At 72.2% G+C, this 25,089-nt stretch carries 23 protein-coding genes and 3 tRNA genes; 5 read left to right on the top strand and 21 right to left on the bottom strand.

The window, feature by feature from the left end; genetic code table 11:
• Positions 1 to 75: 75 nt before the first annotated feature.
• The 8 genes from AVW11_RS11395 to AVW11_RS11360 all read right to left on the bottom strand — a co-directional run bounded on the left by AVW11_RS11395 (position 76) and on the right by AVW11_RS11360 (position 8,658).
• Positions 76 to 2,289, bottom strand: a complete 2,214-nt coding sequence (locus AVW11_RS11395; RefSeq protein ID WP_076043925.1) for an ArnT family glycosyltransferase — start codon at positions 2,287 to 2,289, stop codon at positions 76 to 78.
• Positions 2,286 to 3,566 carry a bifunctional glycosyltransferase family 2/GtrA family protein gene (locus AVW11_RS11390; protein ID WP_076043924.1) on the bottom strand — a complete coding sequence of 427 codons (1,281 nt, stop codon included), beginning with the start codon at positions 3,564 to 3,566 and terminating at the stop codon, positions 2,286 to 2,288. The genes AVW11_RS11395 and AVW11_RS11390 overlap by 4 nt, the downstream gene beginning before the upstream one ends.
• A gap of 25 nt (positions 3,567 to 3,591) precedes the next feature.
• Positions 3,592 to 5,145 carry a sensor histidine kinase gene (locus tag AVW11_RS11385; protein ID WP_076043923.1) on the bottom strand — a complete coding sequence of 518 codons (1,554 nt, stop codon included), beginning with the start codon at positions 5,143 to 5,145 and terminating at the stop codon, positions 3,592 to 3,594.
• Positions 5,145 to 5,912, bottom strand: coding sequence for a response regulator transcription factor (locus AVW11_RS11380; RefSeq protein WP_030839606.1), 768 nt, complete (start codon positions 5,910 to 5,912; stop codon positions 5,145 to 5,147). Before AVW11_RS11380 ends, AVW11_RS11385 begins: the two co-directional genes overlap by 1 nt.
• A 102-nt stretch (positions 5,913 to 6,014) precedes the next feature.
• Entirely contained in the window at positions 6,015 to 6,896 is an 882-nt protein-coding gene (locus AVW11_RS11375) for an amidohydrolase family protein (protein WP_076043922.1), read from the bottom strand.
• Positions 6,880 to 7,218 (bottom strand): antibiotic biosynthesis monooxygenase family protein, encoded by a 339-nt coding sequence (locus AVW11_RS11370; protein ID WP_030839600.1) that lies wholly within the window; start codon positions 7,216 to 7,218, stop codon positions 6,880 to 6,882. The genes AVW11_RS11375 and AVW11_RS11370 overlap by 17 nt, the downstream gene beginning before the upstream one ends.
• Before the next feature lie 115 nt (positions 7,219 to 7,333).
• On the bottom strand, positions 7,334 to 8,227 hold the full coding sequence (locus AVW11_RS11365; RefSeq protein ID WP_076043921.1) for a DUF2797 domain-containing protein: 894 nt from the start codon (positions 8,225 to 8,227) through the stop codon (positions 7,334 to 7,336).
• Entirely contained in the window at positions 8,224 to 8,658 is a 435-nt protein-coding gene (locus AVW11_RS11360) for an Lrp/AsnC family transcriptional regulator (protein WP_030839594.1), read from the bottom strand. Before AVW11_RS11360 ends, AVW11_RS11365 begins: the two co-directional genes overlap by 4 nt.
• Positions 8,659 to 8,765: 107 nt before the next feature.
• Here AVW11_RS11360 and AVW11_RS11355 point away from each other — a divergent pair, with 107 nt between their 5' ends.
• Positions 8,766 to 9,677 (top strand): SMP-30/gluconolactonase/LRE family protein, encoded by a 912-nt coding sequence (locus tag AVW11_RS11355; RefSeq protein WP_060180132.1) that lies wholly within the window; start codon positions 8,766 to 8,768, stop codon positions 9,675 to 9,677.
• 22 nt (positions 9,678 to 9,699) lie between these two features.
• On the opposite strand, the gene AVW11_RS11350 is transcribed toward AVW11_RS11355, so the two are convergent.
• From AVW11_RS11350 to AVW11_RS11340, 3 genes are all read right to left on the bottom strand, one after another.
• Complete coding sequence (locus tag AVW11_RS11350; protein WP_030839590.1) at positions 9,700 to 10,065, bottom strand: PH domain-containing protein; 366 nt, start codon at positions 10,063 to 10,065, stop codon at positions 9,700 to 9,702.
• A 203-nt stretch (positions 10,066 to 10,268) separates the two neighbouring features.
• Positions 10,269 to 10,341, bottom strand: a tRNA-Arg gene (locus AVW11_RS11345).
• Between the two features lie 247 nt (positions 10,342 to 10,588).
• Positions 10,589 to 10,679: transfer RNA gene (locus AVW11_RS11340), tRNA-Ser, on the bottom strand.
• 186 nt (positions 10,680 to 10,865) lie between these two features.
• On the opposite strand from AVW11_RS11340, the gene AVW11_RS11335 reads away from it, so the two are divergent.
• The 3 genes from AVW11_RS11335 (at position 10,866) to AVW11_RS11325 (ending at position 15,348) form a co-directional block, all read left to right on the top strand.
• On the top strand, positions 10,866 to 11,291 hold the full coding sequence (locus tag AVW11_RS11335; RefSeq protein WP_030839588.1) for an SSI family serine proteinase inhibitor: 426 nt from the start codon (positions 10,866 to 10,868) through the stop codon (positions 11,289 to 11,291).
• Positions 11,292 to 11,411: 120 nt separating this feature from the next.
• Positions 11,412 to 14,759 (top strand): PAS domain-containing protein, encoded by a 3,348-nt coding sequence (locus tag AVW11_RS11330; protein WP_076043920.1) that lies wholly within the window; start codon positions 11,412 to 11,414, stop codon positions 14,757 to 14,759.
• A gap of 13 nt (positions 14,760 to 14,772) precedes the next feature.
• Positions 14,773 to 15,348, top strand: coding sequence for an antibiotic biosynthesis monooxygenase (locus AVW11_RS11325; protein ID WP_030839585.1), 576 nt, complete (start codon positions 14,773 to 14,775; stop codon positions 15,346 to 15,348).
• A 21-nt stretch (positions 15,349 to 15,369) separates the two neighbouring features.
• Here the strand turns inward: AVW11_RS11325 and AVW11_RS11320 are convergent, their stop codons facing one another.
• The 9 genes from AVW11_RS11320 to AVW11_RS11280 all read right to left on the bottom strand — a co-directional run bounded on the left by AVW11_RS11320 (position 15,370) and on the right by AVW11_RS11280 (position 24,027).
• Positions 15,370 to 17,019, bottom strand: coding sequence for a long-chain fatty acid--CoA ligase (locus AVW11_RS11320; RefSeq protein ID WP_060180135.1), 1,650 nt, complete (start codon positions 17,017 to 17,019; stop codon positions 15,370 to 15,372).
• A 152-nt stretch (positions 17,020 to 17,171) separates the two neighbouring features.
• On the bottom strand, positions 17,172 to 17,705 hold the full coding sequence (locus AVW11_RS11315) for a SigE family RNA polymerase sigma factor (RefSeq protein WP_076043919.1): 534 nt from the start codon (positions 17,703 to 17,705) through the stop codon (positions 17,172 to 17,174).
• 136 nt (positions 17,706 to 17,841) lie between these two features.
• Complete coding sequence (locus AVW11_RS11310; RefSeq protein ID WP_076043918.1) at positions 17,842 to 19,008, bottom strand: lipid-transfer protein; 1,167 nt, start codon at positions 19,006 to 19,008, stop codon at positions 17,842 to 17,844.
• Positions 19,005 to 19,388 carry a MaoC family dehydratase gene (locus tag AVW11_RS11305; protein ID WP_030839575.1) on the bottom strand — a complete coding sequence of 128 codons (384 nt, stop codon included), beginning with the start codon at positions 19,386 to 19,388 and terminating at the stop codon, positions 19,005 to 19,007. The genes AVW11_RS11310 and AVW11_RS11305 overlap by 4 nt, the downstream gene beginning before the upstream one ends.
• Positions 19,385 to 20,416: an acyl-CoA dehydrogenase family protein gene (locus AVW11_RS11300; protein WP_076043917.1), complete on the bottom strand. Its 1,032-nt coding sequence runs from the start codon at positions 20,414 to 20,416 to the stop codon at positions 19,385 to 19,387. Before AVW11_RS11300 ends, AVW11_RS11305 begins: the two co-directional genes overlap by 4 nt.
• Positions 20,416 to 21,363 carry a bifunctional MaoC family dehydratase N-terminal/OB-fold nucleic acid binding domain-containing protein gene (locus tag AVW11_RS11295; RefSeq protein WP_076043916.1) on the bottom strand — a complete coding sequence of 316 codons (948 nt, stop codon included), beginning with the start codon at positions 21,361 to 21,363 and terminating at the stop codon, positions 20,416 to 20,418. Before AVW11_RS11295 ends, AVW11_RS11300 begins: the two co-directional genes overlap by 1 nt.
• A complete protein-coding gene (locus AVW11_RS11290) occupies positions 21,360 to 22,511 on the bottom strand; it encodes an acyl-CoA dehydrogenase family protein (protein ID WP_076043915.1) in 1,152 nt (383 codons plus the stop codon). Before AVW11_RS11290 ends, AVW11_RS11295 begins: the two co-directional genes overlap by 4 nt.
• 174 nt (positions 22,512 to 22,685) lie before the next feature.
• Positions 22,686 to 22,997, bottom strand: coding sequence for a hypothetical protein (locus tag AVW11_RS11285; RefSeq protein WP_060180140.1), 312 nt, complete (start codon positions 22,995 to 22,997; stop codon positions 22,686 to 22,688).
• Positions 22,998 to 23,601: 604 nt separating this feature from the next.
• A complete protein-coding gene (locus tag AVW11_RS11280) occupies positions 23,602 to 24,027 on the bottom strand; it encodes a DUF6344 domain-containing protein (RefSeq protein ID WP_076043914.1) in 426 nt (141 codons plus the stop codon).
• 473 nt (positions 24,028 to 24,500) lie between these two features.
• Between AVW11_RS11280 and AVW11_RS11275 the strand changes: the two genes are divergently transcribed.
• Positions 24,501 to 24,929 carry an SCO4225 family membrane protein gene (locus tag AVW11_RS11275; protein ID WP_143568832.1) on the top strand — a complete coding sequence of 143 codons (429 nt, stop codon included), beginning with the start codon at positions 24,501 to 24,503 and terminating at the stop codon, positions 24,927 to 24,929.
• 43 nt (positions 24,930 to 24,972) lie between these two features.
• On the opposite strand, the gene AVW11_RS11270 is transcribed toward AVW11_RS11275, so the two are convergent.
• Positions 24,973 to 25,062, bottom strand: a tRNA-Ser gene (locus AVW11_RS11270).
• Positions 25,063 to 25,089: the final 27 nt, after the last annotated feature.

Genomic DNA, 25,089 nt, shown 5'->3' with positions numbered 1-25,089 from the left:
TCGGGTCCGGTGCTGCGAGACCGGGGCGCGGCGCGAGGTCGGAACGTTACGCGGGGCCAGGCTGTGACGCGGGGGTCAGGCCGTCGGGGTCGTCAGGTCGTAGAAGGTGGCTCCGCCGACCGCGGACTCCTTGAACGTGGCCTTGACCCAGTTCTCGATCTCCGTGCTGGTGCCACCGCCCGGGCCTCCGGGCCCACCGCCGCCGCGGCGTCCGCCGTCCTCGCCGCCACCCGCGGTGGTGCCGGCCTGCCCGATGAACCAGTGGATCTTCCCGTCCCTCACGTACTCCTTGAACTGCGCCAGGGTCGGCGAGGGGTCGCTGCCGTTGAAGCCGCCGATCGGCATGACGGGCACGCCGGAAGCGAGCTGGTAACTCGCGGCGTTCTGGGAGCCGATGGCCGCCGCCGCCCAGGTGTAGGCGTCGGCGTCGGCCGTAAGGGCCGCCTTGGCCTCGGCTCCGACCCGGGCGCCGTTGAGCAGGCCGCCGGCGCCGCCCGGGCCCCCCGCCATGCCGCCGGGAAAGCCCCCCGGCCCCTCGGCCCCTCGGCCGTCCACGCCAGGCATGCCGGCCTGGCCCCGTCCCTGGCCCTGTCCCTGGCCCTGGCCCGGCGGCAGGACGCCCGGCGGCAGGGCGCCACCGAACTGCTGCCCGCCGCCCGGCCGCGTACCGGCGCTGTCTCGGCCGCCCGGGCCGCCGCCCGGGCCGCCGCCCGGGGCGCCGTTCTGGCCGCCCGGCCGCATCTCGCCGAAGCCGCCCGGGCCGCCGGCCATCCCACCGGGGCCGCCCCGGCCTCCCGCCACCGCCGGACCGGCGGTCACGATGGAGCCGGTGTGGCCGGTGCTCACGGTGGTCATGCAGTACGCGAACGGCCCGGCCAGGGCCGCCGCCACTCCGAGCCCCGCGGTGGCCCGCAGCATGCGCCGGCCGGCCCGCCCCGCGAACGGCAGCGCGACCGCGGCGAGCAGCCCGCCCACCAGCACCGCCCAGCGCAGCCACGGCAGGTAGCCGGTGGCACGGCCGAGCAGGACGTACGACCAGATCCCCGTCAGGGCAAGCGTGCCGGAGAGGGTGACGGCGGCCGGCGTGCTGCCGCGTTCCTCCCACAGCACGGCGGTGCCCATGCCGACCAGCGCGGCCACGAAAGGCGCCAGCGCCACGGTGTAGTACTCATGGAAGATGCCCTGCATGTAGCTGAAGACCACCGCGGTGATCAGCAGCGAGCCGCCCCAGGCCAGGAAGGCGGCGCGCGCCATGCCGTCCACCGAGTCGGTGGCACGGCGGGCCCGCCAGGTGATCACCAGGCCGGCCACGAGCAGCACCAGGGCCGCCGGCAGCAGCCAGGAGATCTGCCCGCCGATGTTGCCCGCGAAGAGCCGGTCGATCCCGCTCTCTCCCCACCGTCCGCCGCCGGCGCCGCCGGGGCCACCCGCTCCGCCGCCGACGCTCCCGGTCTCATTGCCGTTGATCCTGCCGAGGCCGTTGTAGCCGAGGGTCAGCTCCAGGAAGGAGTTGTTCTGCGAGCCGCCGATGTACGGGCGGGAGGAGGCGGGCCACAGTTCGACGACGGCGACCCACCAGCCGCCCGCCACCACCATGGCGCCGCCTGCGAGCAGCAGCTGGCCGAGCCTGCGGCGCAGCCCGGTGGGCGCGCAGACGGCGTACAGCACGGCGAGCGGCGGAAGGATGACGAAGGCCTGCAAGGTCTTGGTCAGGAAGGCGAAGCCGACCGCGACCCCGGCCCAGACCAGCCAGCGGGTGTGCGCTCCTTCGAGGGCCCGCAGCAGGCAGTACACGGTGACGGTGAGCAGCAGGGTCAGCAGCGCGTCGGGGTTGTTGAAGCGGAACATCAGCGCTGCGACGGGTGTCAGCGCGAAGGCGGCGCCGCTCAGCAGCGCGGCTCCCGGCCCGAACTGGCGGCGTACGGCGGCGTACAGCACGCCGGTGGTCGCCACCCCCATCAGGGCCTGCGGGACGAGGATCTGCCAGGAGCCCAGTCCGAACAGCCGGACCGAGAGCATCATCGGCCACAGGGCGGCCGGGGGCTTGTCGACGGTGATGGAGTTGCCCGCGTCGGAGGAGCCGAAGAAGAAGGCCTTCCAGCTCTCGCTGCCGGCCTGTACCGCGGCCGAGTAGAAGGAGTTCGCGTAGCCGGAGGCGTCCAAGTTCCACAGGAGCAGGGCGGCGGTGGCGATCAGCAGCCCGGCGAGGGCGGGCCGTTCCCAGCGGGGCCTGGCGGTATCGGAGCCGGCCACGGCGGCCGGGAAGAGCGGGAGTGCAGCCGTGGTCATCGGCCCTCCTTGGATGTGGATGTGCGGGCATGGGTGCCGCGTCGCTCGGGGAAGACCCAGGCGCGCAGGAGCAGGAAGCGCAGCACGGTGGCTGCGAGGTTCGCGGTGATCAGGACGGCCAGCTCGGTCGCGTGCGCGGGATGCGGGGTGGCCGCCGCGAGGGCGGCGAGGGACCCGCTGGTGAGGGCCAGCCCGATACCGAAGACCACCAGTCCCTGGGCCTGGTGGCGTACGGCGCGCTCCCTGCCGCGGACGCCGAAGGTGAGCCGGCGGTTGGCCGCCGTGTTGGCCACGGCGGAGAGCAGCAGGGCTGTGCCGTTGGCGAGTTGGGGGCCGGACCCGCTCCGGAGGGCGGAGTACAGCGCCAGGTAGAGCAGGGTGGAGAGGACCCCGACGGTGCAGAATCCGATGAGCTGGCGGGCCAGTCCGCCGTCCACCCCGGGAACCGCGGTGCGGTCGCGCGGATCGTCGCCGAAGGGGCGGGCGAGCCGGTCGAGCGGGAGCGCTCCGACGGCCAGCGCCCGGCCCACGCGCCAGACACCCTTGAGGTCCTCGGTGGCGGTCCTGACGATGTGCACGGTGGAGTCGGGGTCGTCGACCCAGTCCACGGGCACTTCGTGGATCCGCAGCCCGGCCCGTTCGGCGAGCACGAGCAGTTCGGTGTCGAAGAACCAGCCCGTGTCCTCCACCAGCGGCAGCAGTCGCTCGGCGACCTCGCGCCGGATGGCCTTGAAGCCGCACTGGGCGTCGCTGAACCGGGCGGCGAGGGAGGACCGCAGCAGGAGGTTGTAGGCGCGGGAGACGAACTCCCGCTTGGCTCCCCGTACGACCCGCGAGGAGCGGGCCAGGCGGGTGCCGATGGCGAGGTCGGAGTGGCCGGAGATCAGGGGGGCGACCAGCGGCAGCAGCGCGTTCAGGTCGGTGGAGAGGTCCACGTCCATGTAGGCGAGGACGGGGGCGTCGGACCCGGACCAGACCGTTCGCAGGGCCCTGCCCCGGCCCTTCTCCTCCAGGCGGGTGCTGCGGACGCCGTCCAGAGCCGCGGCGAGCCCGGCTGCGACCTCGGGGGTGCGGTCGGTGCTCGCGTTGTCGGCGACCGTGATCCGGAAGGGGTAGGGGAAGGTCCGGGTGAGGTGCTCGTGCAGGCGGCGCACGCACGGCCCGAGGTCCTTCTCCTCGTTGAAGACCGGGATCACCACGTCGAGGACGGGCTCGCCGGGCACGGGCGCGAGGGGCGCCCGTGCCGGAAGGGCTCCGGGAGAGGTGTCGGTTGGCATGCTCCGACACTCGCGGAGCCGCCTGTCACCTCAGTGTGGTGAGCCTGTGGCCCGTCTGTGAGTCCGGCACCGGTGCTCCGGCGGCCCCCACGAGGGGCAGGACGACCTCGAAGCAGGTCCGCCCCGGCGCACTCTGCACGCCGACGCTCCCGCCGTGGGCCGTCACCACGGCCTGGACGATGGCCAGCCCGAGGCCGGTGGAACCGGCGGCCCGGGAGCGGGAGGCGTCCCCGCGTGCGAAGCGCTCGAAGACGCGGGGGAGAAGGTCGGGTGGGATGCCGGGCCCGTCGTCCTCGATGCGCAGCCGGACGGCGGATGTTTCACGTGAAACATGGGCGGTGACGGTCGTGCCGGGCGGTGTGTGGGTACGGGCGTTGGCGAGCAGGTTCACCAGGACCTGCTGGATGCGGGCCGCGTCGGCGCGTACGGGCGCGGGCTCCTCGGGCAGGTTCAGGCGCCAGTGGTGGTCGGGACCGGCGGCCCGGGCGTCGCTGACGGCGTCGATGACGAGAGGGGCGAGATCGGTTTCGCTGTCGGCGGTGGACAGCGGGCGGCCCGCGTCGAGCCGGGCCAGCAGGAGCAGGTCCTCGACCAGGCCGGTCATCCGGGTGGCCTCGGACTCGATCCGGCCCAGGGCGTGCCGGGTGTCGGGGCCGGGCTCCTCACGGCCGCGGCGCGTGAGTTCGGCGTAGCCGCGGATGGAGGCAAGTGGCGTACGCAGCTCGTGGCTGGCGTCGGCGACGAACTGCCGTACCCGCATCTCGCTCTGCTGGCGCGCGGTGAGGGCGGAGGAGACGTGGCCGAGCATGCGGTTGAGGGCGGCACCGACCTGGCCCACCTCGGTGCGGGGGTCGGCCTCGGCGTCCGGGACCCGTTCGTGGAGCGCCGGCTCGCCCTTGTGGAGGGGGAGTTCGGAGACCCGGGTGGCGGTGGCGGCGACCCGGCGCAGCGGGCGCAGGGCTACCCCGACCAGGGCCTGCCCGGCGAGCGAGGCGGCGATCAGCCCGGCCAGGGTGACGCAGACCTCGACCCCCACCAGGGTGCGGACGGTGGAGTCGACCTCGCCGAGCGGGAAGGCCAGCACGACGGTCCGGTCCGGTGAGGCGAGCACCCGGTAGGTGCCCAGGCCCGGCAGCTCCGCGCCCACGGCGCGGCCGGACGAGCCCTGCGCGGCCTCCTCGGCGGCCCGGGCGAGGGCCGTGCTCTGGGCTTCGGTGAGGGACGGCGGCACCTGGTCGGGCGACCATGCCTCGCCGCGGGTGTTGCGGGCGCTGCCCACGACCGCGCCGTTGTGGTCCAGCCGGATCCCCACGGCGTCCAGCGGGCTGCCGGGGGCCATGACGAAGCCCGCACCGCTCTCCCGGGCCGCCTTCCCGCCGGGTGCCCGGGCGGCCATCCTCATGGACGTGTCCAGCTGCTCGTCGAGCTGGGTGACCAGGTACGAGCGCAGCGCGAGGGTGGTGACGGTGCCGATGGCCGCTCCCACGACGGCGATCAGGGCCACCGCCGAGACGACGAGCCGGGTCCGCAGCGACCAGGGCCGGCGCCCGCCCGGTCGCCGGCTCCTGCGCCGTGCCACTACTCGGCCGGCTTGATCAGATAGCCGGCGCCGCGCCGGGTGTGGATCATCGACGGCAGCCCGAGGCCGCTCTCCAACTTGCGCCGCAGGTAGGAGATGTAGAGCTCGACCACGTTGGCCTGGCCGCCGAAGTCGTAGGACCAGACCCGGTCCAGGATCTGCGCCTTGCTCAGCACGCGCCGCGGGTTGCGCATCAGGTAGCGCAGCAGCTCGAACTCGGTGGCGGTCAGGTGGACGTCCCGGCCGCCGCGCACCACCTCGTGGCTGTCCTCGTCGAGGCGCAGATCACCGACGGTCAGGACCGAGCCGCCGCGCGCCGCCTGTGCCGCGCCCGAACGCCGCACCAGGCCGCGCAGCCGGGCCACGACCTCCTCCAGGCTGAAGGGCTTGGTGACGTAGTCGTCGCCGCCCGCGGTGAGGCCGGCGATCCGGTCCTCCACGGAGTCCTTGGCGGTCAGGAACAGGACGGGGACCTGGGGGATCTCCCGGCGCAGCTGCCCGAGGACGGTGAGACCGTCCATGTCGGGAAGCATGACGTCGAGAACGACCACGTCCGGGCGGAAGCCGCGCGCGGCCCGCAACGCCCCCGCGCCGTCGCCGGCGCTGCGGACCTCGCAGCCTTCATAGCGCAGCGCCATGGACAGCAGCTCGGAGAGCGAGGCCTCGTCGTCGACGACGAGTACCCGGCAGGGCCCGCCGTCGGGCCGCACCAGGGCCGTGTGGTTGCCGGTGGACGTGGACGCTTGGGAGGTGGTCGTCGCAGTCATACGGACACGCTCCCCGGCCCCTCTGAGAGCGTTCTTGCCCCAACCTGTGAATTTCCTGAGAAAGGACCCCGGCCCGTCGGCCCCCCGGGGGAAGGCAGGGTGTCAGCCGTCGAGGCGGAACAGCCGGGCGCCGTTGTCGTGGCAGACCGCCCGCAGCCAGTCGTCGCCCAGGCCCAGCCGCTCGAGGGCGGCGAGCTGGTGCTCGTACGGGTAGGGGATGTTCGGGAAGTCGGTGCCCAGCAGGATCCGGTCGCCGAGGTCCGCGAGCCGGCCGAGGTCCGCGGGCGGAAAGGGGCTGAACCGCTCGGAGAAGTCGGTGAAGGCCATGGTCGTGTCGAGGCGCACCGCCGGGTGGCGGTCGGCGAGGTCGAGGAAGTCCGCGTACTCGGGCATGCCCATGTGGGCGATGACCAGCGGCAGCCGCGGATGGCGGGCCAGCAGACGGGCGACCGGGTCGGGTCCCGTGTGCTTGCCGGGGACGGGGCCGGAGCCGCAGTGGATCACGGTGGGGATGCCGGCCTCGGCCAACAGCCCCCAGACGGCATCGAGCACGTCGTCGTTCGGGTCGTACCCGCCGACCTGGAGGTGTGCCTTGAAGATCCGGGCACCCGACTCCACGGCTTGGCGGACGTACGCGTCAACGCCCTCCTCCGGGAAGAAGGTCGCGGTGTGCAGGCAGTCGGGGGTGCGGGCCGCGAAGTCGGCGGACCAGGCGTTGAGCCAGGCGGCCATCTCCGGTTTGTGCGGATAGAGCATGGAGGTGAAGGCCCGGACGCCGAACTCCCTCAGGAGCGCGACGCGCTGCTCCTCCTCGTGGCGGTAGGTGATGGGCCACTCGACGCCGGTCAGCGGGCCGACCGCGTCGAAGTAGTCCCACACCTTGTCCAGGACCCGCTCAGGCATGAAGTGGGTGTGGACGTCGACCAGTCCGGGCAGCCCAAGCCGCTCCCGGAAGGCGCGGACCGCATCAGGCGTTGCGGACAAAGCCGTGGCTCCGCTCGACGGTCGCAACGTGCAGGGTGTAGCTCTCGTACCACTCGGCGCGGCCCTTCCTCATGGCCGCCTGGTGCTCCAGGTTCTCGCGCCACGCCGTGAGGGACTCGTGGTCCCGGAAGTAGGCGACGGTGATGCCCAGGCCTTCGGGATTGCGCGCGGACTCGTAGCCGAGGTAGCCGGGGATCGCCTGGACGATCTCCTCCATCCGGTCGTTGAGTTCATCGAGGCCGGTGTCGTCCGCGGTGCGGACGCTGCTGAAAACGGCCATGACATAGGGCGGTTCGAAGGCCGCCACCGGCTGAGTGGTCATGCCCACCACCCTCGGCGGAGCGACCCCGGCGTGTCCACCCGGATCGGCCCCGGACGGGCAAAGGGATCCAAGACTTGACCATGGCGCCGGTCTCGTGGATCCCCGTCCGAGGATGTCAGAACAGTCCGTCCTGCTCCATGGGAGCAGCGGCCGCCGCCGGGATCTGCGCGACCGGCACGGAGGTCACCGCTCCCTCGCCCGGGGTGGCGAGTTCCCAGCCGGCCAGCAGCCGGGTGTCGACCACGAGCCCGTCCTCGAAGTGCAGGTCGGGCCCGGCGGCGCCGACCAGCCGCCCCACGACGGCCCGGTCGGCCGCCATCTCCGCGACCACCCGGTCCGGGGCCGGGAGCCCCTGCCAGAGGTCCATGCCGAACACCTTCGCGTGGTCGGTGACTTCGCACCCCATCCGCTCCAGGGACTCCGGCCACCCGGCCAGCGCCGCCGCCCGGCCGTGCAGTTCGGCGACCTCCCGCGCCCGCTCCGGAGCGCCGGGCAGATGGGCCCGTACGGCGCGCTTGCGCGTGTACGCGATCCGGTCGGGCACCCCGAGCGCCGCCCGCAGCAGCTCCTCGGTGCGCCGGGTGGCCATCAGCGGTCCGCGTCCCAGCCAGGTCCACGACACCGCCCCCTGCTCCAGCAGCCGGGCCGGGCCGCGCTCCTCTGCGGTGATCCCGACCTTGACCATGCCCGGCCCGAACCAGGCCAGATAGACCCGGTAGGTCCGCGGATCGGCGGCGTTGGTATCGGCCGCCACGGAGAACGACCGGTCGAGGCGGGCGCATTCGGGGCACTGCGCACTGCCTCCGCGGCCGGGGATGGCGGCGGAGGCCGGGCAGGGGGTCCGCTTCCCGGCCCTCCACACGCCCAGGCAGTGCCGCTCCCCGCGTGCGACGAAGGCCAGCCGCTGCCCGTACGCCGGCGCACTCACGCGCTCGCCGCGCCCCTGGCCGTACCACCCGATGACCGGGGCGGAGCCCTTCCACCGGATCCCGGTGCACCACCAGGTCACAGCGGGAGCGGCCGCTCGAAGAAGGTCTCCAGGACGACGGTCGCGTGCGTCCCGCTGACGCCGTCGATGGCGTAGAGGCGGCGCAGGACGTCCTGCAGCTGCTCGGTCGAGGCCGTGCGCACCTTCACCAGTACCGACGCGCTGCCCGCGATGATGTGCGCCTCCTGGATCTCCGGGATGGCGGCGAAGTCGTCTCCGGATTCGCCCATCCACGCGTTGGAGTCGACCATCACGTAGGCGAGGACTCCGCTGCCGACCGCGGCGGGGTCGACGTCGATGGTGGTCCTCCGGATCACCCCGCGCTCGCGCAGTTTGCGTACGCGCTCGTGGGTGGCCCCGGCCGAGAGCCCGACGGCTGTGCCGAGAGCCGCGTAGGACTGGCCGGCGTCCTGCTGCAGGCGCAGGACGAGCGTCCGGTCGATGTCGTCCACGCAATCTCCCTCTCTTGGGCCTGACAAGCCTTGCGAAGACGGTACCTGATCCTGCAATGCCACCCTCAGACCGAACAAAATTCGGCAACCTGCACTCAGGGGGAACCATGTCTGGCATAGCCGACCTCACCTTGTATGAAATCCTGGACGAACGCTTCAAGACCGGCCGCTGCGCCAACGGCGACGCCCGGCTGGAGCGGCTCCACGACGACTGCCGCTGGGCGGAAGGCCCGCTGTATCTGCCGGCCTGGCGGCAGCTGCTGTGGAGCGACATCCCCAACGACCGGATGCTGCGCTGGGACGAGGCGACCGGCGCGGTCTCCGTCTTCCGCTCGCCCGCCGGGCACTCCAACGGCAACACCCTCGACCGCGAGGGCCGCCTGATCTCCTGCGAACAGGGCAACCGGCGCGTGACCCGCACCGAACCCGACGGCAGCATCACCGTCATCGCCGACCGCTTCGACGGCAAGCGGCTCAACAGCCCGAACGACGCTGTGGTCCACTCGGACGGGTCCGTCTGGTTCTCCGACCCGGACTTCGGCATCACCAACGACTACGAGGGCCACCGCGCACCCAGCGAGATCGGAGCCTGCAACCTCTACCGGGCCGATCCCTCCACCGGCGAGGTACGGATGGTCGCCGACGGCTTCCTCGGCCCCAACGGCCTCGTCTTCTCCCCCGACGAGAGCGAGCTGTACGCGGCGGACACCAGGGCCGGCCACATCCGCACCTTCAAGGTCACCGAGACCGGCTCCCTCACCGGCGACCGCGTCTTCACGACCTGCCCCGGCATCGACAACCTCCGCTTCGACGACGAGGGCCGGCTGTGGGCGGCAGCGATGGAGGACGGCGTCCACTGCTACGCCGCGGACGGCACCCTCATCGGCCGCCTGCGCGTCCCCGAGCCCGTCTCCAACATCGCCTTCGGCGGCCCCAAGAACAACCGCCTCTTCATCACCGCCACCACCTCCCTCTACTCGCTGGTGATGTCGGTGACCGGCCTCCCCCGGGTCCTCTGAGACCGGCCGGGCGGACGTCCGGCTAGCGGGCGACGAACTGCGTCAGGATCGCCTGCACCTCGTAGATGTCCACACCCTTGGTGAAGGTCTTCTCGATCGGCGTCGAGCTGCCGGATATCCAGATCTTCAGCTCGGCGTCCAGATCGAAGTGGCCGGCGGTCTCCACGGAGAAGTGCGTGATGCTCCGGTAGGGGACGGAGTGGTACTCCACCTTCTTGCCCGTGAGCCCCTGCTTGTCGACGAGCACCAGTCGCCGGTCGGTGAACAGGATCGTGTCCCGGATCAACAGGAAGGCGGCGTGCACCTGCTCCCCCTGACCGAGCAGCCGTGCATAGTCCCGCTGCGCCGACACGGGGTCGACGGTGTGCGCATTCCCGAACAGTCCCATGGTTGCCCCCGTTTTCCAGCTTCGGACGATCTTCAAGAACCGTACCGACGCCGCCGGGTAGCCGGCGTCCCCCGCCAGAGCCATCCCATCCCCGACATCTCCCGGGGGACCCCCTCCCCATCAAGGAGGAGGACATCCCACCGGGGACAACCGGGACATACGACAGAGGCCCCGGACTTCCGTCCGGGGCCTCTGCCCTGCTGTGCACTCGGCAGGATTCGAACCTGCAACCTTCTGATCCGTAGTCAGATGCTCTATCCGTTAAGCTACGAGTGCTTGGGCTTCCCGGGGTTTTCCGCCCCGTTGGCCTTGCGAGAACAACAATACATGGACCTCGCCGGGACGCGAAATCCATTAGCCAAACCCAGTCTGAACTGCGGAAACGCTCCGGATGAAGATCGTCCACATGAGTCGGCGTACGGGGCGGGCAAGGCTCGGAGCACAGCGGAACACCCCAGCAGGCGTACGGCTCCCGGAACGCATCGAAGCCCCGGTCCTGACGGACCGGGGCTTCGATGAACTGCGGAGGCGGAGGGATTTGAACCCTCGATGGGTGGTAAGACCCAAACCGCATTAGCAGTGCGGCGCCATAGACCGGACTAGGCGACGCCTCCAGCACACCCCCGCGTACGAAGGTGCGTGCAGATGATGACACAGGCGCGGGGCCGCTCACCAATCCGCTCCCACGGTACTAGGCGGGACGGGCCGAGGGCAAAGCCTTAAAGGCCCCGCCGCACGCAACATCGGCGCGCCCGCGTCGTTGGTCAGGCGTATGACGTACGGACGACCTGGAGTGCCCCATGCTGCGTCTCGCCGCCTTCGCCGTCACCTCGGCCCTGGCCACCGCGGCCGCCGGGCCGCTGCCCCCACTGCCCCTGGGACAGCTGCTGGCCGCGCCCGACCGGCTGACCATGACCATGGCCGACACCGGAAACCGTCAGCTGGACCGCGAGTACACGCTCGAATGCGGACCCGTCGGCGGCGACCACCCGGAGGCCGAGGGCGCCTGCGCGCGGCTGGACGAGCTCGCCGAAGAGGGGCGCAACCCCTTCGCCCCCGTCCCCCCGGACCAGATCTGCACCAAGCAGTACGGCGGCCCGGCCACCGCCCGTGTCACCGGAACCTGGAACGGACGCAAGGTGAACGCCACCTTCCGCCGGACGGACGGATGCGAAATCAAGCGCTGGGACGAGTTGGAACCTCTGCTTCCGAGTGGGCGTTCCTGACCTGGGAGGATGACCGGAAAGGGTGTTGCCGGACGCACATCGGCCACCCCGCCGCGGGCCTGTGGCCTTAGACTCCTCCCGTGACTTGCCGGTAGTCGTTGGTCAGGGAGGAAGCTCGTCGTGAGCAGCAGGCCATCCCGAGGCGCTGCTCGCCTCGCAGCAATACTCGACGCCCTTCCGGACGCGCTGTTGCTCGTCAACGCCAACGGCACGGTCGTCAACGCCAATTCGATCGCGCTCGAGGTCATGGAGAGCCCCGGCACCGGACTGGTCGGCCGGGGCGTCCTCGACCTCCTGCCCGAGTTCGACTCCAAGCTGATCCCCGGCTCCATGCGCCGCCCCGGCGAGGACGAGGGCGGCCGCACCAAGCCCAAGCGGATGGTCGCCCGCCGTACCGACGGCTCCGAGTTCCCCGTCGAGGTCACCAGCGCCCACCTCGACGGCCGCGACGCCTACCGCGAGCCGCAACCCGCCTACACCGGTGACGAGCTGCTGATGCTCGTGGTCCGGGACCTCTCCCAGACCGTGGACACCGAGGCCGAGCTGGCCCGCTCCCAGCGGCAGACCGAGATGATCCTGCGCGCCGCCGCCGAAGGCGTCGTGGGCACCGACACCGACGGCCGCGTCGTGCTCGTCAACCCGGCGGCCGCCCAGATCCTCGGCTACCGCGCCACCGACCTCGGCAACCGCGAACTGCACGGCCTGGTCCAGCACTCCCGCGCCGACGGCTCGCCCTTCCCCTTCGAGGAATCCCCGCTCGCCGACACCCTGCGCAGCGGCCGCAAGCACCGCGTGCGCGGGCAGGTGCTCTGGAACAAGGCCGGGCAGCCGGTCGCCGTCGACCTGACCACCTCTCCCGTACGGGACGGGGAGCAGCTCGTGGGCGCCGTCATGACCTTCACGGACCGCCGGCCCTACGACGCCCTGGCCGCGCGGCACGCGCAGCTCATCGCCGTCCTCGGGGACTCCCTGCGCGGACCGCTGGACGAGCTGCGCGGCGAGCTGGCGACGCTGGCCGCCGACGACGCCGGACAGCTGTGGCCCGAGGCCAACCAGCTCCTGCACCACCTGGCCGCCGGGTACTCGCGGATGACCACCCTGGTGGACAACGTGCTCGGCTTCCAGCGCCTGGACTCCGGCCGCGACAAGCTGTCCAAGAAGAAGGTCCTGATCAACGGCGTGGTCACGGCCGGCGTCGACGGCGCGGTCGAGTTGATCGGGCCGGGTCGTGCGCAGTTCGCCGTCCACGCGCCGACCATCGAGGCCGAGGTGGACGGCGAGCGGATCTCGACCGCCCTCGCGCACCTCGTCGCGGACGTCGCCGGCGTGGACGCCACCGGCAAGACCCGCCAGGGCAGCGGGTACAGCGACTCGACGATCGTGGTGGCCGCCGCCCAGCGCGGCGACGTCGTACGGATCGAGGTGCGCGGCCCCTACGAGGGCGGCAACCCGGTCCACGAGCCGATCGTCCGCGGCATCGTGGCCGCCCACGGCGGTGTGCTGCAGACCGTGGAGGTGCCGGGCGCCCCCGGCGGGGCCTACGTGCTGGAACTCCCGCTCGGCGCAGGTGCCGGGACGGTGACCCTGCCCGAGCCGCCGGAGGCGCCCCCGGCGGGCACCGGACCGGACGGCGCGGCAACGGCCGCCGGCGCCGCCCCCGGCAAGGTCTCCGGCGGCCGACGGGGCCGGCGCGGCGTGGACGCCTTCCTGGAGGACGAGACCCCGGGCCCCGAAGCCGCGCAGGCCGGCCAGGGCGGGAGCGCGCTGGCGCTGCCCTCGGGTCGGCGGCGGGCGGGCGAGGCCACGCCGCAGGCGGGTCCTGAGCTGGCGCAGTCCCCGGTGAACCCCGCGGGCCTCGGCACCGGGCGCAGGCGCGGCCGGGCCGGTGACGGCAGCGGTGACAGCGGCGCCCTCGAGGGCCAGGGCGGCCCCGGCCGGCCCGTCCAGCCGCAGGGCACCGCCATGCCCGCGCTCCCGCCCGTGCCCGCGGTACCCCCGGTGCCGGTGACCGAGCACCCCGCCGGCCGGCGGCGGGCACTGGGTCCGGCCGGTCCGGCGCAGCCCGGCGGTCCCGTCCCCGCGACGGGGCTCGGCCCGACACCCGCTCCGGCACGGCCCATCGCTCCGGAGGGCGGCTTCGCGCTGCCCGCCGGCCCGACCCCGGCTGCCCCCCCGGCGCCGGTACCCGCGGAAGCCGGCCCCGCCGCCGCTGTCTCCGAGGGCGAGGCCGGATCCGACGCCGCGGCACCGGCCGGCCGCCGTGGCCGCCGGGCGCTGGGCGCCCCCGGAGCCCCGCCCGAGGCGCCAACCTCACCGTCCGACGCTCCCGCCGAGAGCCCGACCGGGCGGCGGCGTGCGCTGGCCGGCGCCCCCGCGTGGCCGGTTCCGTCGGCCGGTGTCGCTGCCGCTGCCGGGGACGACGGGGCCTCCGGCCAGGTCGCGGTCCCCGGAGCGCGCCGTCCTCAGGACACCCCGCCGCAGGGGCAGGCCGCACAGCCGATCAGCGTGCGCGCCTTGGGCACCCTCGGCCAGGGCATCTCCGTCGATCCCTCCGGGGCGGCCCCCGCCGCCGGTTCCGGCTCCGGCCGGCGTCGCCGGCTCGCCGAGCCCAGCCCGCAGGGCCGGGCCTTCGCCATAGGCGCCCCCGAGGCGGGTGCCGACGAGGGCCCCGAGCCCCTGGACGGCCCGGGCGGTGCGGTCGAGGTGGTCAACCGGCCCGTACCGCAGCCCGTGGACGACGAACTCCCGCCGGAGCCGCTGGACAACCCGCGCCGGCTCCTGGTGTGGCCGGCGCCCGACGTGCAGACGCAACAGGCGCTCAGCGACCGCGGCTACCGCCCGGTGGTCGTGCACTCCCGTGAGGAGGTGGACGCGCAGATCGCCGCCTTCCCGGCCGCGCTGTTCGTCGACCCGCTGACCGGACCGATCACCCGGACCGCCCTGCAGTCGCTGCGGCAGGCCGCCGTGGCCGCGGAGGTGCCCGTACTGGTCACGGCCGGGCTGGGCCACGCCACGCGCGAGGCGGCGTACGGCGCGGATCCGGCCGTACTGCTCAAGGCGCTGGCTCCGCGCGACAGCGAGCAGCACCCCTCCCGGGTGCTGCTGATCGAGGAGCACGACGAGATCGCGACCGCGCTGACCGCGGCCCTGGAGCGGCGCGGCATGCAGGTCGCCCGGGCGGGCGCGGACACCGACGCCGTGGAGCTGGCGACGCGTATGCGGCCCAACCTGGTGGTCATGGACCTGATGCAGGTGCGCCGTCGGCGGGCCGGGATCGTGGACTGGCTGCGGGCCAACGGGCAGCTGAACCGCACCCCGCTGGTCGTCTACACGGCGACCGGCATCGATCCGGCCGAACTGCCGCGTCTGGCCTCGGGCGAGAGCGTGCTCTTCCTCGCCGAACGGGCCACCACGGCGGACGTCCAGGGCCGCATCGTGGACCTGCTGGCCAAGATCGGCACCAACTAGCGATCCTGGCCCGATGGCCATCACCGACACGACCGAGCACACCGTCCCCGCCGACAACGGGGAGGTGAACCTGCTCATCGCCCGGCAGGTCGAGCCCGGGCACGAGGAGACGTTCGAGGCCTGGGCCCACGGGATCCTGGAGACGGCCGCCGGTTTTCCGGACCACCTGGGCTACGGGCTCTTCCGCCCGGCGACCGAGGGCGGGCCGTGGTTCTTGGTCCACCGCTTCCGCAACCAGGCCGCCTTCCAGCGCTGGCAGGACTCCCCGGAGCGGGCCCAGTGGTTCTCCAACTGCCTGGGCCACCACCACACGGAGATAGCCCGGCGGGAACTGCACGGCATGGAGACGTGGTTCGCCAAGCCGGGTACGACCCGGCCCGCGCCGCCGCGGTGGAAGATGGCGATCAGCTCGGGGCTGGCCATCTTCCCGATCTCGCTCGCGGGCAACGCGCTGCTCGGGCCGTACCTGGTGGATCTGCACACCGTGCTGCGCACGGCCGCCTTCGCGGTCGTCTTCAGCACGCTGATGACCTACGTGGCCATGCCCGCAGTCAGCAGGCTGCTGCGGCCATGGCTCACGCGTGGTTAGACCCCAGCGGGGCCGCCCGGGTCAGGCGATCTTGGTGACCTCCAGTGCGCCCTCCGCGTACTGCTGGCGGATCACCTTCTTGTCGAACTTGCCGACGCTGGTCTTCGGTACGGCGTCGATGATCGTCCAGCGCTCCGGCAGCTGCCACTTGGCGATCGACTTCGAGAGGAACTCGCGCAGCCCCGCGTAGTCCACGGTCGCGCCGTCCTTGAGGACGACGGTGGCCAGCGGCCGCTCGCCCCACTTCTCGTCGGGTACGGCGACCACCGCGGCCTCGGCGACCTCGGGGTGCGCCATGAGCGCGTTCTCCAGCTCGACACTGGAGATCCACTCGCCGCCGGACTTGATGACGTCCTTGGCCCGGTCGGTCAGGGTGAGGTAGCCGTCGGGGCTGATCACGCCGACGTCCCCGGTCTTGAGCCACCCGTCGGCGCTGAACTTGTCCTCGGGCTGGAAGGGTTCGCCGGACGCGCCGCCGTAGTAGGCGTTCGCGATCCAGTTGCCGCGCACCTCGAGCTCGCCGGCGGACTTCCCGTCCCAGGGCAGCAGGTCGCCGGCGGGGCCGACGAGTCGGGCCTCGACACCTGCGGGGAAGCGGCCCTGCGTGATCCGGTAGGGCCATTCCTCCTCGGCGCTCAGACCGGCCGGCGGGTGCGCCATCGTGCCCAGCGGGGAGGTCTCGGTCATGCCCCAGGCATGGCAGACGCGGACCCCGAGCTTGTCGTAGGCCTCCATCAGCGAGGGCGGACAGGCGGCGCCGCCGATGGTGACCTGCTTCATCGAGCTCAGGTCACGCGGGTTGGCGGTGACCTCGGCCAGCAGCCCCTGCCAGATGGTGGGGACGGCCGCGGCGTGCGAGGGCTTCTCCCGCTCGATCATCTCGGCGAGCGGGGCCGGCTGCAGGAAGCGGTCCGGCATCAGCATGTTGATGCCGGTCATGAAGGTGGCGTGCGGCAGGCCCCAGGCGTTCACGTGGAACTGCGGAACGACCACGAGGGTGGTGTCCTTGTCGGTCAGCCCCATCGACTCGGCCATGTTGACCTGCATGGAGTGCAGGTAGAGCGAGCGGTGGGAGTAGACGACGCCCTTCGGGTCCCCGGTCGTGCCGGAGGTGTAGCACATGGCGGCTGCCTGGCGCTCGTCCAGCTCGGGCCAGTCGTAGCTGTCGGAGCGGCCCTCGAGGAGCTCCTCGTACTCGTGCACGCGCACGTTCAGGCCGTCGAGCGCGGAGCGGTCGCCGATGCCGGACACGACGACGTGCTCGATGGTCGGCAGGTGCGGCAGCAGCGGCGCGAGCAGCGGCAGCAGCGTGCCGTTGGCCAGGACCACCCGGTCGGCGGCGTGGTTGACGATGAAGACCAGCTGCTCCGGAGGAAGTCGCAGGTTGAGCGTGTGGAGGACCGCGCCCATGGAGGGGATCGCGAAGTACGCCTCGACGTGCTCGGCGTTGTTCCACATGAGGGTGGCGACCCGCTCGTCCTGCTGCACTCCGAGCTCGTCGCGCAGGGCGCCGGCGAGGCGGGTGGCTCGGAGGCCGATCTCGGCGAAACTGCGCCGGTGCGGCTCGGCCTCCCCGGTCCAGGTCGTGACCTGGGACTTCCCGTGGATCGTCATCCCGTGGCGGAGTATGCGGGTGACGAGGAGCGGTACGTCCTGCATGGTGCTGAGCAAAGCGTCCTCCCGGTGAGCGCTGCGGCGCTGCGGCGGCTACGGATGCAGCCGATTCTGCGCACGTACCGGTCGGTCTGTCACTACCCGAGGGTAGAACCCGCTTCGTGTTTCACGTGAAACAATCTCTGGTTTCACGTGAAACACCGCCCGCCTCAGCGGACGAGGGTGAGCTCCGGGTCCTCACGGAGCTTGCCCAGTGCGCGGGAGACGGCGCTCTTGACCGTGCCGACCGAGACTCCCAGCAGCTCGGCGGTCTGCACCTCGCTCAAGTCCTCGTAGTAGCGCAGGACGACCATGGCCCGCTGGCGGTCGGGCAGTCGGGTGACCGCACGCCACATCGCGTCGCGCAGCGCCTGAGCCTCGGCGGGGTCGGAGGAGGGGGGTCCCTCGGTCTCCGGGAGTTCATCGCATACGAACTCGTCGACCTTGCGCTTGCGCCACTGGGAGGTCCGCGTATTGACGAGGGTCCGCCGGACGTAGCCGTCCAGGGCGCGGTGGTCCTCGATGCGGTCCCAGGCCACGTAGGTCTTCGCGAGGGCTGTCTGGAGCAGGTCCTCCGCGTCGCACGGATTGGCGGTGAGGGAGCGCGCGGTGCGCATCAGGACCGTGCCGCGGGTACGGACGTACGCCGAGAACGACGGGTACGGCGTCGGGGTCGAGGCGAGCGTGCACACAGGCGGGGTCATGTCTCCACGCTAGGAGCGCCCGCCATCGCTGGAATCGCCCGCAGGTGCCGATGGGGGATCCATCTCAGGTTGTAGGAGTAGGGCTGCCCCCACCCCCTGAAGGTGGAGGGGGCGGGGACCGGCAGGGACCGGGGTCTCAGCCGTCGGCGCCGAGGATCAGCCCGGACGTCGGCACGCCGGTGCCAGCCGTGACGAGTGCGTGCGAGGCCCCCGCCACCTGGTTGACAGAAGTGCCGCGCAGCTGGCGGACGGCTTCGGCGATGCCGTTCATGCCGTGCAGGTACGCCTCCCCGAGCTGGCCGCCGTGGGTGTTGAGCGGGAGGGCGTCCGCGGCAACGAAGTCGGCGGCCTCGCCCGGCTTGCAGAAGCCGAACTCTTCCAGCTGCATCAGTACGAAGGGCGTGAAGTGGTCGTAGAGAATGCCGACGTCGATGTCGGAGGGCCGCAGCCCGCTGGTGCGCCACAGCTGGCGCGCGACCACGTCCATCTCCGGCAGAGCGGTCAGGTCGTCGCGGTAGAAGGAGGTCATGCCCTCCTGGCGGCGTCCGGCGCCCTGCGCCGCCGCGGTGATCACTGCCGGCGGGTGCCGCAGGGCGCGGGCCCGGTCGGCGGTGGTGACGACGAGGGCCTGGCCGCCGTCGGTCTCCTGGCAGCAGTCGAGCAGCCTCAGCGGCTCGACGATCCAGCGCGAGGCGGCGTGGTCGGCGAGGGTGATCGGCTTCCCGTGGAAGTAGGCGGCCGGGTTGTTCGCGGCGTGCCGGCGGTCGGTGACCGCGACGTGCCCGAAGGCTTCGGGGGTGAGGTTGTAGGTGTGCAGGTAGCGCTGGGCGGCGATGGCCACCCAGGAGGCGGGGGTCAGCAGTCCCCAGGGCAGCGACCAGCCCAGTGCCGCGCCCTCCGCCGAGGGCTCGCGCTGCTGGACTCCGGAACCGAACCGGCGTCCGGAGCGCTCGTTGAACGCGCGGTAGCAGACGACGACCTCCGCGACGCCGGTGGCGACGGCGAGGGCGGCCTGCTGGACGGTGGCGCAGGCCGCGCCCCCGCCGTAGTGGATCCGGGAGAAGAAGGACAGCTCTCCGATGCCCGCCGCCTGCGCGACGGTGATCTCGGGGCTGGTGTCCATCGAGAAGGTGACCATGCCGTCGACGTCGGCGGGGGTGAGCCCGGCGTCGTCGAGGGCCGTGTGGACGGCTTCGACGGCGAGCTTGAGTTCGCTGCGACCGGAGTTCTTGGAGAACTCGGTGGCACCGATGCCGACGATGGCGGCACGGCCGCCGAGCTGGTCGCGGGTGCGGACGCTCATGCCGACACCTCCGCGGTGACCGTCCCGGTCACGTGGTGGCCGATGCCGTTGGCTCCGACGACCCGGATCTCGACGGTGGTGCCGAGCACTGCCGTGACGGTGCCCGTGAGGGTCATCGTGTCCCCCGGGTAGTTGGGGGCGCCGAGGCGGATGGCGACCTTGCGCAGCACGGATCGCGGCCCGAGGTGGTCGGTGACGTAGCGGCCGACCAGACCGTTGGTGGTCAGGATGTTCATGAAGATGTCCGGGGAGCCCTTCTCCCGCGCCAGCGCCGCGTCGTGGTGCACGTCCTGGTAGTCGCGGGAGGCGATCGCGCCCGCGACGATAAGGGTTCGGGTGACCGCGATCTCCAGCGGCGGCAGCGTGTCGCCGACGTTCATGCCTGTTCTCCCTCGGCTATCGCAGCGCCCAGCTCGGCCAGCAGCTCGCTGCCGCAGCCCAGGTAGGCGTCCAGCTGCCGCCCCCACAGGAAGTGGCGGTGGACGGGGTGGTCCAGGTCGGCGCCCATGCCGCCGTGCAGGTGCTGGCCCGCGTGCACGACGCGTTTGCCCGCCTCGGAAGCCCACCAGGCGGCCGTCAGCGCGTGCTCGTGCGCCCCGAGCCCCTGGTCGATGCGCCAGGCCGCTTCGTACGTGGTGACCCGGATCGCCTCGGTGTCCATGTACGCGTCGGCCGCGCGCAGCATGACGCCCTGGTTGGTGGAGAGCGGCCGGCCGAACTGCTCACGGGTGGAGGTGTACTCCACCGCGCGGGCGAGCGAGCCCGCGCAGACGCCCGCCTGGAGCCCGGCGAAGGCGGTGCGCGCGGCGGCGAGGGTGTGCTCGTAGGCACCGACGGAGCCGATGCGTTCGGCGCCGGCACCGCTCAGGACCAGTCGGCCCGCCGACCAGGGTGCGGTGGTCTCGACGGGGGTCGTCCGCACGCCGGGCGCGTCGGTCCGTACGAGCCACAGGGCCCGCTCGGTGTCGGGGACCAGCACGTGCGTGGCGTCGCGCAGCCAGGGGACGGCGGGGGCGGTCCCGGTGAGCCGGCCGCCCTCGACGGTGATCCGGCCGCGGGCCGGGAAGGCCCCGGTGGCCACCGCGTCCCCGCTGCCGAGCACGGGCAGCAGGCGGGCGCGCTGCTCCGCGCTGCCGTGGGTGGCCACGGGGAGGATGCCGTACACGCAGGTGGCGGCGAGGGGGACCTGGGCGGTGGTGCGGCCCTGTTCCTCCAGCAGCAGGACCAGTCCGAGGAGGCCGATCTCCTCGACCGCGGCCGTCAGTCCGGCAGTGGTGAGGGCCTTCCACAGTTCGGCGTCGCTGCCGGTGCCGGCGGTGGCGAGGCGTTCATGAGTGGCGAGGTCGGAGAAGATCCGGGCGGCGAGCCCGGCTGCGGCGGCCTGTTCCTCGGTGGGGTGGAAGTCCATCAGCCCTCGTTCCCGCGGAAGACGGGGAGTTCCAGGTCGTCGTCGACGCGCAGGAACTCCAGGTGGACGGGGAGGCCGATGCGCACCTTGTCATACGGGACACCGGTGATGTTGCTGATCATGCGGACCCCCTCGGCGAGCTCGACGAGCGCGACCGCGTAGGGCGGATCGAAAGCCGGGAACGGCGGGTGGTGCATGACGACGTAGCTGAACACGGTGCCTGCGCCGGAGGCCTCGACCGTGTCCCAGGACGGGCTCGCGCAGGTGTTGCAGCCGGGGAGCCACGGGAAGCGGAGCGTGGCGCAGGAGGTGCAGCGCTGGATCAGCAGCCTGTGCTCCCGGACCCCGTCCCAGAAGCCCTGGTTGTCGCGGTTGACGACCGGGCGGGGGCGCTGCGCGGCGGCCTTCGTCCGGGGCGCCGCCTGCTTCGCCGGCCGGTCGGCGGGCGCGTACTTCAGGATCCGGAAGCGGTGGGTGCCGACGGGCTCCCCGTCCGTCCGGACGTCCATGCGGGTCGTCACGAAGTGGCCGGTGCCCAACTTGGTCGTCTTGCGCGGCGACACGGACTCGATGACGGCGTCGAAGGTGACCGTGTCGCCGGGGCGCAGCGGGCGGAGGTACTCCTGCTCGCAGTCGGTGGCGACGACGGAGGTGAAACCGGCGCCGTCGAGGAGCGCGAAGAGCTCGTCGTAGGCGGAGGAGCGGTCGGAGTGGCCGGAGAGCCCGCCCATGGTCCAGGCCTGGAGCATGGTGGGTGGAGCGATGGCGTCCGGCCCGGTGTAGGCGGGGTTGGCGTCGCCCATCGCCTCGCACCAGTGGCGGATCATCGGCTCGTTGACCGCGTCCTTGCCTCGGCCTGCGGTGGCGGCCGGGGCTCCCTCGAAGGCCGCCAGCAGCGCGTGGAACCGGGCCGCCTCCTCGGCTGTGCCGGTTGGGTCCGCCGTCATCGTTTCCTCCCCTTCATGCCGAGCCGCATCACGGCGACGATCTCCCGCTGGACCTCGCTCACCCCGCCGCCGAAGGTGTTGATCTGCGCGGCCCGGTTCATCCGCTCGAGTTCGCCGCCCGCAAAGGCCGCGGGCCCCCGTACGAGTGCCTCCTCGCCCACCACCTCCTGGCACATCCGGTACACCTCGACGGCCGACTCGGTGCCGAGGAACTTCACGCCGCTGGCGTCGCCGGGGGCGAGGCTGCCGCTGCCCACGTCCTGGACGAGGCGCCAGTTGAGGAGGCGTACGGCGGCCAGCCGGGCGTGGGCCTCGGCGAGCCGGGACCGTACCCAGGGAAGGTCGGCGGGCCGCTCGCCGGTGGCCGGGTCGGGGGTGCGGGCGTGCCGGAGGGCGAGCTCGTAGAAGTCCTCGGCCTGCATGCCGATGGCGGCGAGGGCCACGCGCTCGTGGTTGAGCTGGTTGGTGATCAGCCCCCAGCCGCCGTGTTCGGGGCCGACGAGGTTGCCCGCCGGCACGCGGACGGAGTCGTAGTACGTGGCCGTGGTCGTGAGCCCGCCGACGGTGTCGATCGGGGTCCACGAGAAGCCGGGGTCGCCGGTGGGCACGAGGATGATCGAGATGCCCTTGTGCTTAGGGGCCCCGGGATCGGTACGGCAGGCGAGCCAGATCCAGTCCGCGTTCTGGGCGTTGGAGGTGAAGATCTTCTGCCCGTCGATCAGCCAGTCGGCGCCGTCGCGGACCGCCCGGGTGCGCAGTGAGGCGAGGTCGGTGCCGGACTCGGGCTCGGAGTAGCCGATGGCGAAGACGATCTCGCCCGCGAGGATCCGGGGGAGGAAGTAGTCCTTCTGCTCCTCGGTCCCGTACTTCATCAGGGTCGGGCCGACGGTGTTCAGCGTGACCATGGAGACGGGGGCGCCGGCCCGGTAGGCCTCGTCGAAGAAGACGAACTGCTCGTCCGCGCCGCGGCCCTGCCCCCCGTACTCGACCGGCCAGCCGAGGCCGAGAAGTCCGTCGGCGCCGATGCGGCGCAGCAGTCGGCGCTGGTCGGCCGGGTCCTCGGGGACCCCGTCGGGCAGCAGTTCCTTGAAGTACGTGCGCAGTTCGGCACGGAGCCGCAACTGGCCTTCGGTCGGGGCGAGGTGCACGGCGCAGGCCTCCCGGCATCCACATCATCGAGGTACCTGACTGTCCGTCAGATTTACCTGTGGTGTCAAGGTCGGGAAGGGAGCGGGACATGCGCGAGGGCGCCTGCGCTACCGGACCCCAGCCGGTCCGGTCGCACAGGCGCCCTCAAGATTCAAAGCGGCAGGTACCCGGCGCTACCACCAGGGGTGGAAGTTGACCGCCACGTTCGAGTTGCCCTGGTTGAGCGCGGTGAAGGCCGAGCCGTTGACCTGCGCGGTGTTGTTCTGGTTGGAGGCACCGGAGCCGGTGGCCACCTGCTGCGAGGTGGACGAGTTGCCGTTGTTGTCGCCACCCACGCCGCTGCCGATGATGCCGGCGACGCTCGCGTTCGATCCGTCGTTCGCGAAGGAGCCGTTGTCGGCCGATGCCACCCCGCCGAAGAGCGCGACGGCGAGGGGAAGGGCGGCGGCAGCGGCGATGACGCGGGCGGTACGGATGCTTGCCATGTCTTCATTCCTCCAGAAAACCGAAGTGGGACTCACCCCAAGGCAGTTGGCCGACCGCCTCGGTCGTTTGTGCTGACGACGTCGCGAGACCAGAGTTGCCCACCGAATCCCCGGCGAACCACCCCGGACTCCCCGATTCCCCCGCAAGCATGACCAACACTGGATAAACCCCATTCGCGCCCCCGGAGCCCCAGAGCAGCGCTCCGGAACCGGCTGCACCCCACGTCACACGCGAAATGAAGCGTTCCCTCAGGCCATCGCTCCCGGACATGCCGAAAAGGGCCGCGCCGTCCGGGAACCCCACCGTCTCCCGGGCTTGCGGCCCTGCATTGCCAAGCTCCACGCCCCCTGCACGCCCCCCGGCGCACGCCGGGGTGTTCCATCCGTGCCCCGCTGCCGGGGCACTGCACGGCGCGATCCGCGGTCACATCCGACCGGGCTCCAGCGCCTGCCTGCGTACCTGCTTCGTCCCGCGTACCTGCGAGTACCTGCGGTCCTGCCGCATCCTGCGTACCTGCGAGTGCCTGCGCATCCGCTTCATCCTGCGTTCCGGTGCCTGCCTACGCACCTGCCACTGCCTTCGGCCCTGTCTGCTTGTACCGGGCTACGCGGCAAGCGCCAGCGCCTCGCGGGTGGTGCGGGCGGTACGTCCGGCGCGGGGGGCGCGGGGGGCGGGCACCGCGGAAGGTGTCAGGGCGCGAGCGGCGGCTCCCGGGGCGGCGGCACCCATGGCCGCGGCGGTGGTGGAGCGTCGGACACCGGGGGTCTTGCCGTGGGCCTCGGCCCGGATGCGCTGCTTCAGGGTCGGCGGCAGCGAACCGCCCCGGATCATCTCCCGCCAGCTCCGCGGAGCCGTGACGGCCGGCCGGCGCACGGAGGAGGCCGCGACAGTGGCCGCAGCCGCACCCCCGGTGGTGGGGGCAGCGGCGGCCGGAGCCACCTTGCCGCCGAAGCCGAGGGAGGAGAGGACGGCCACGAGGGCGGCCAGGACCGAGGTCCAGATCGACGTGAGGATGTTGGGGTGAGCCATGACTGAGTGCCTCGATTCGCGATGTACCGACGGGCGGATCTGAATACATTCGTCATGATGTGGGGGCAACCGCACTGCGCTCATCACACGCGCCGATCTTCCGACAAACACCACCCGGAAGGATCAATCAGACTTTCAGCCTGCCTCGTGGCCCCTGGTGAACGGGGCTCCCGGAGCCGCCGGGGACCGGGTCGGACCTGGCCCACCGTGCCGGCACACCGGCACCCGACCCGCCAGCCGGGAATCGCACCGCCCGCCTTACCCCAACGGGGAGCGCCCCCGGAGCAGGGCTGGTTCATCGGCGGTGAGTGAGTGCACGCTCTGCCAGGTACGCGCGGCCGAGCAGGATGAGTAGGTGTACTCAGGTGGCGGTCCTCGGCAGCTTCGAGACTGGACGCAGGTCGAACGAAGCGGAACGGGCACGGCGAACGGGGAACGACATGGTGCGGCGCTGGTCGAAGGCTGAGATGTGGGTGCCCAGCGCGTACCTGGCACTGGTGGTCGCGATGCTCGTGTACATCGAGATCGGCAGCCGGATGGGGGACATCGGGTTCTTCGGAGTCTGGCCGATCCTGGCCACGGCGCCGGTCAGCCTCCTGCTGCTGTCGTCCTTCCGGCCTGCGGCGGCGGACGCCCTGAACTCGGCCCCGATGCCGCCCGGGGAGCCCTACTACGGCTCGGAGCCGCCCGCCGAACCGCCCATGGAGTTCATTTCGGAGTCTGCTCCGCGCCCCTCGGACTGGGTACCGGACACGTCCGTGGCCGCCGACCCCGGCATCTGGTCCGGATTCGGCTTCCACGCCGCGATCCTGGCCGGCGCCCTGGTCAACGCCGCGGCGATCTGGACCCTGCTCCGCTACACGGCGCGCAGGCGCGCCGCCGGGAAGGCACGGGTCGGGTGAGCAGAGAGGGCGGGCACCCGATTCGGGTACCCGCCCTCTGACCTGGCGGTGGGTGTGGGATTTGAACCCACGGTGACATCGCTGCCACGACGGTTTTCAAGACCGTTCCCTTAGGCCGCTCGGGCAACCCACCTGGCCGGTACAGAGTACCGGCCAGGTG

This window comes from Streptomyces amritsarensis, assembly GCF_001953875.1.
Classification (GTDB): Bacteria; Actinomycetota; Actinomycetes; order Streptomycetales; family Streptomycetaceae; genus Streptomyces; species Streptomyces amritsarensis.
This window is presented reverse-complemented; position numbering and strand designations above follow the sequence as displayed.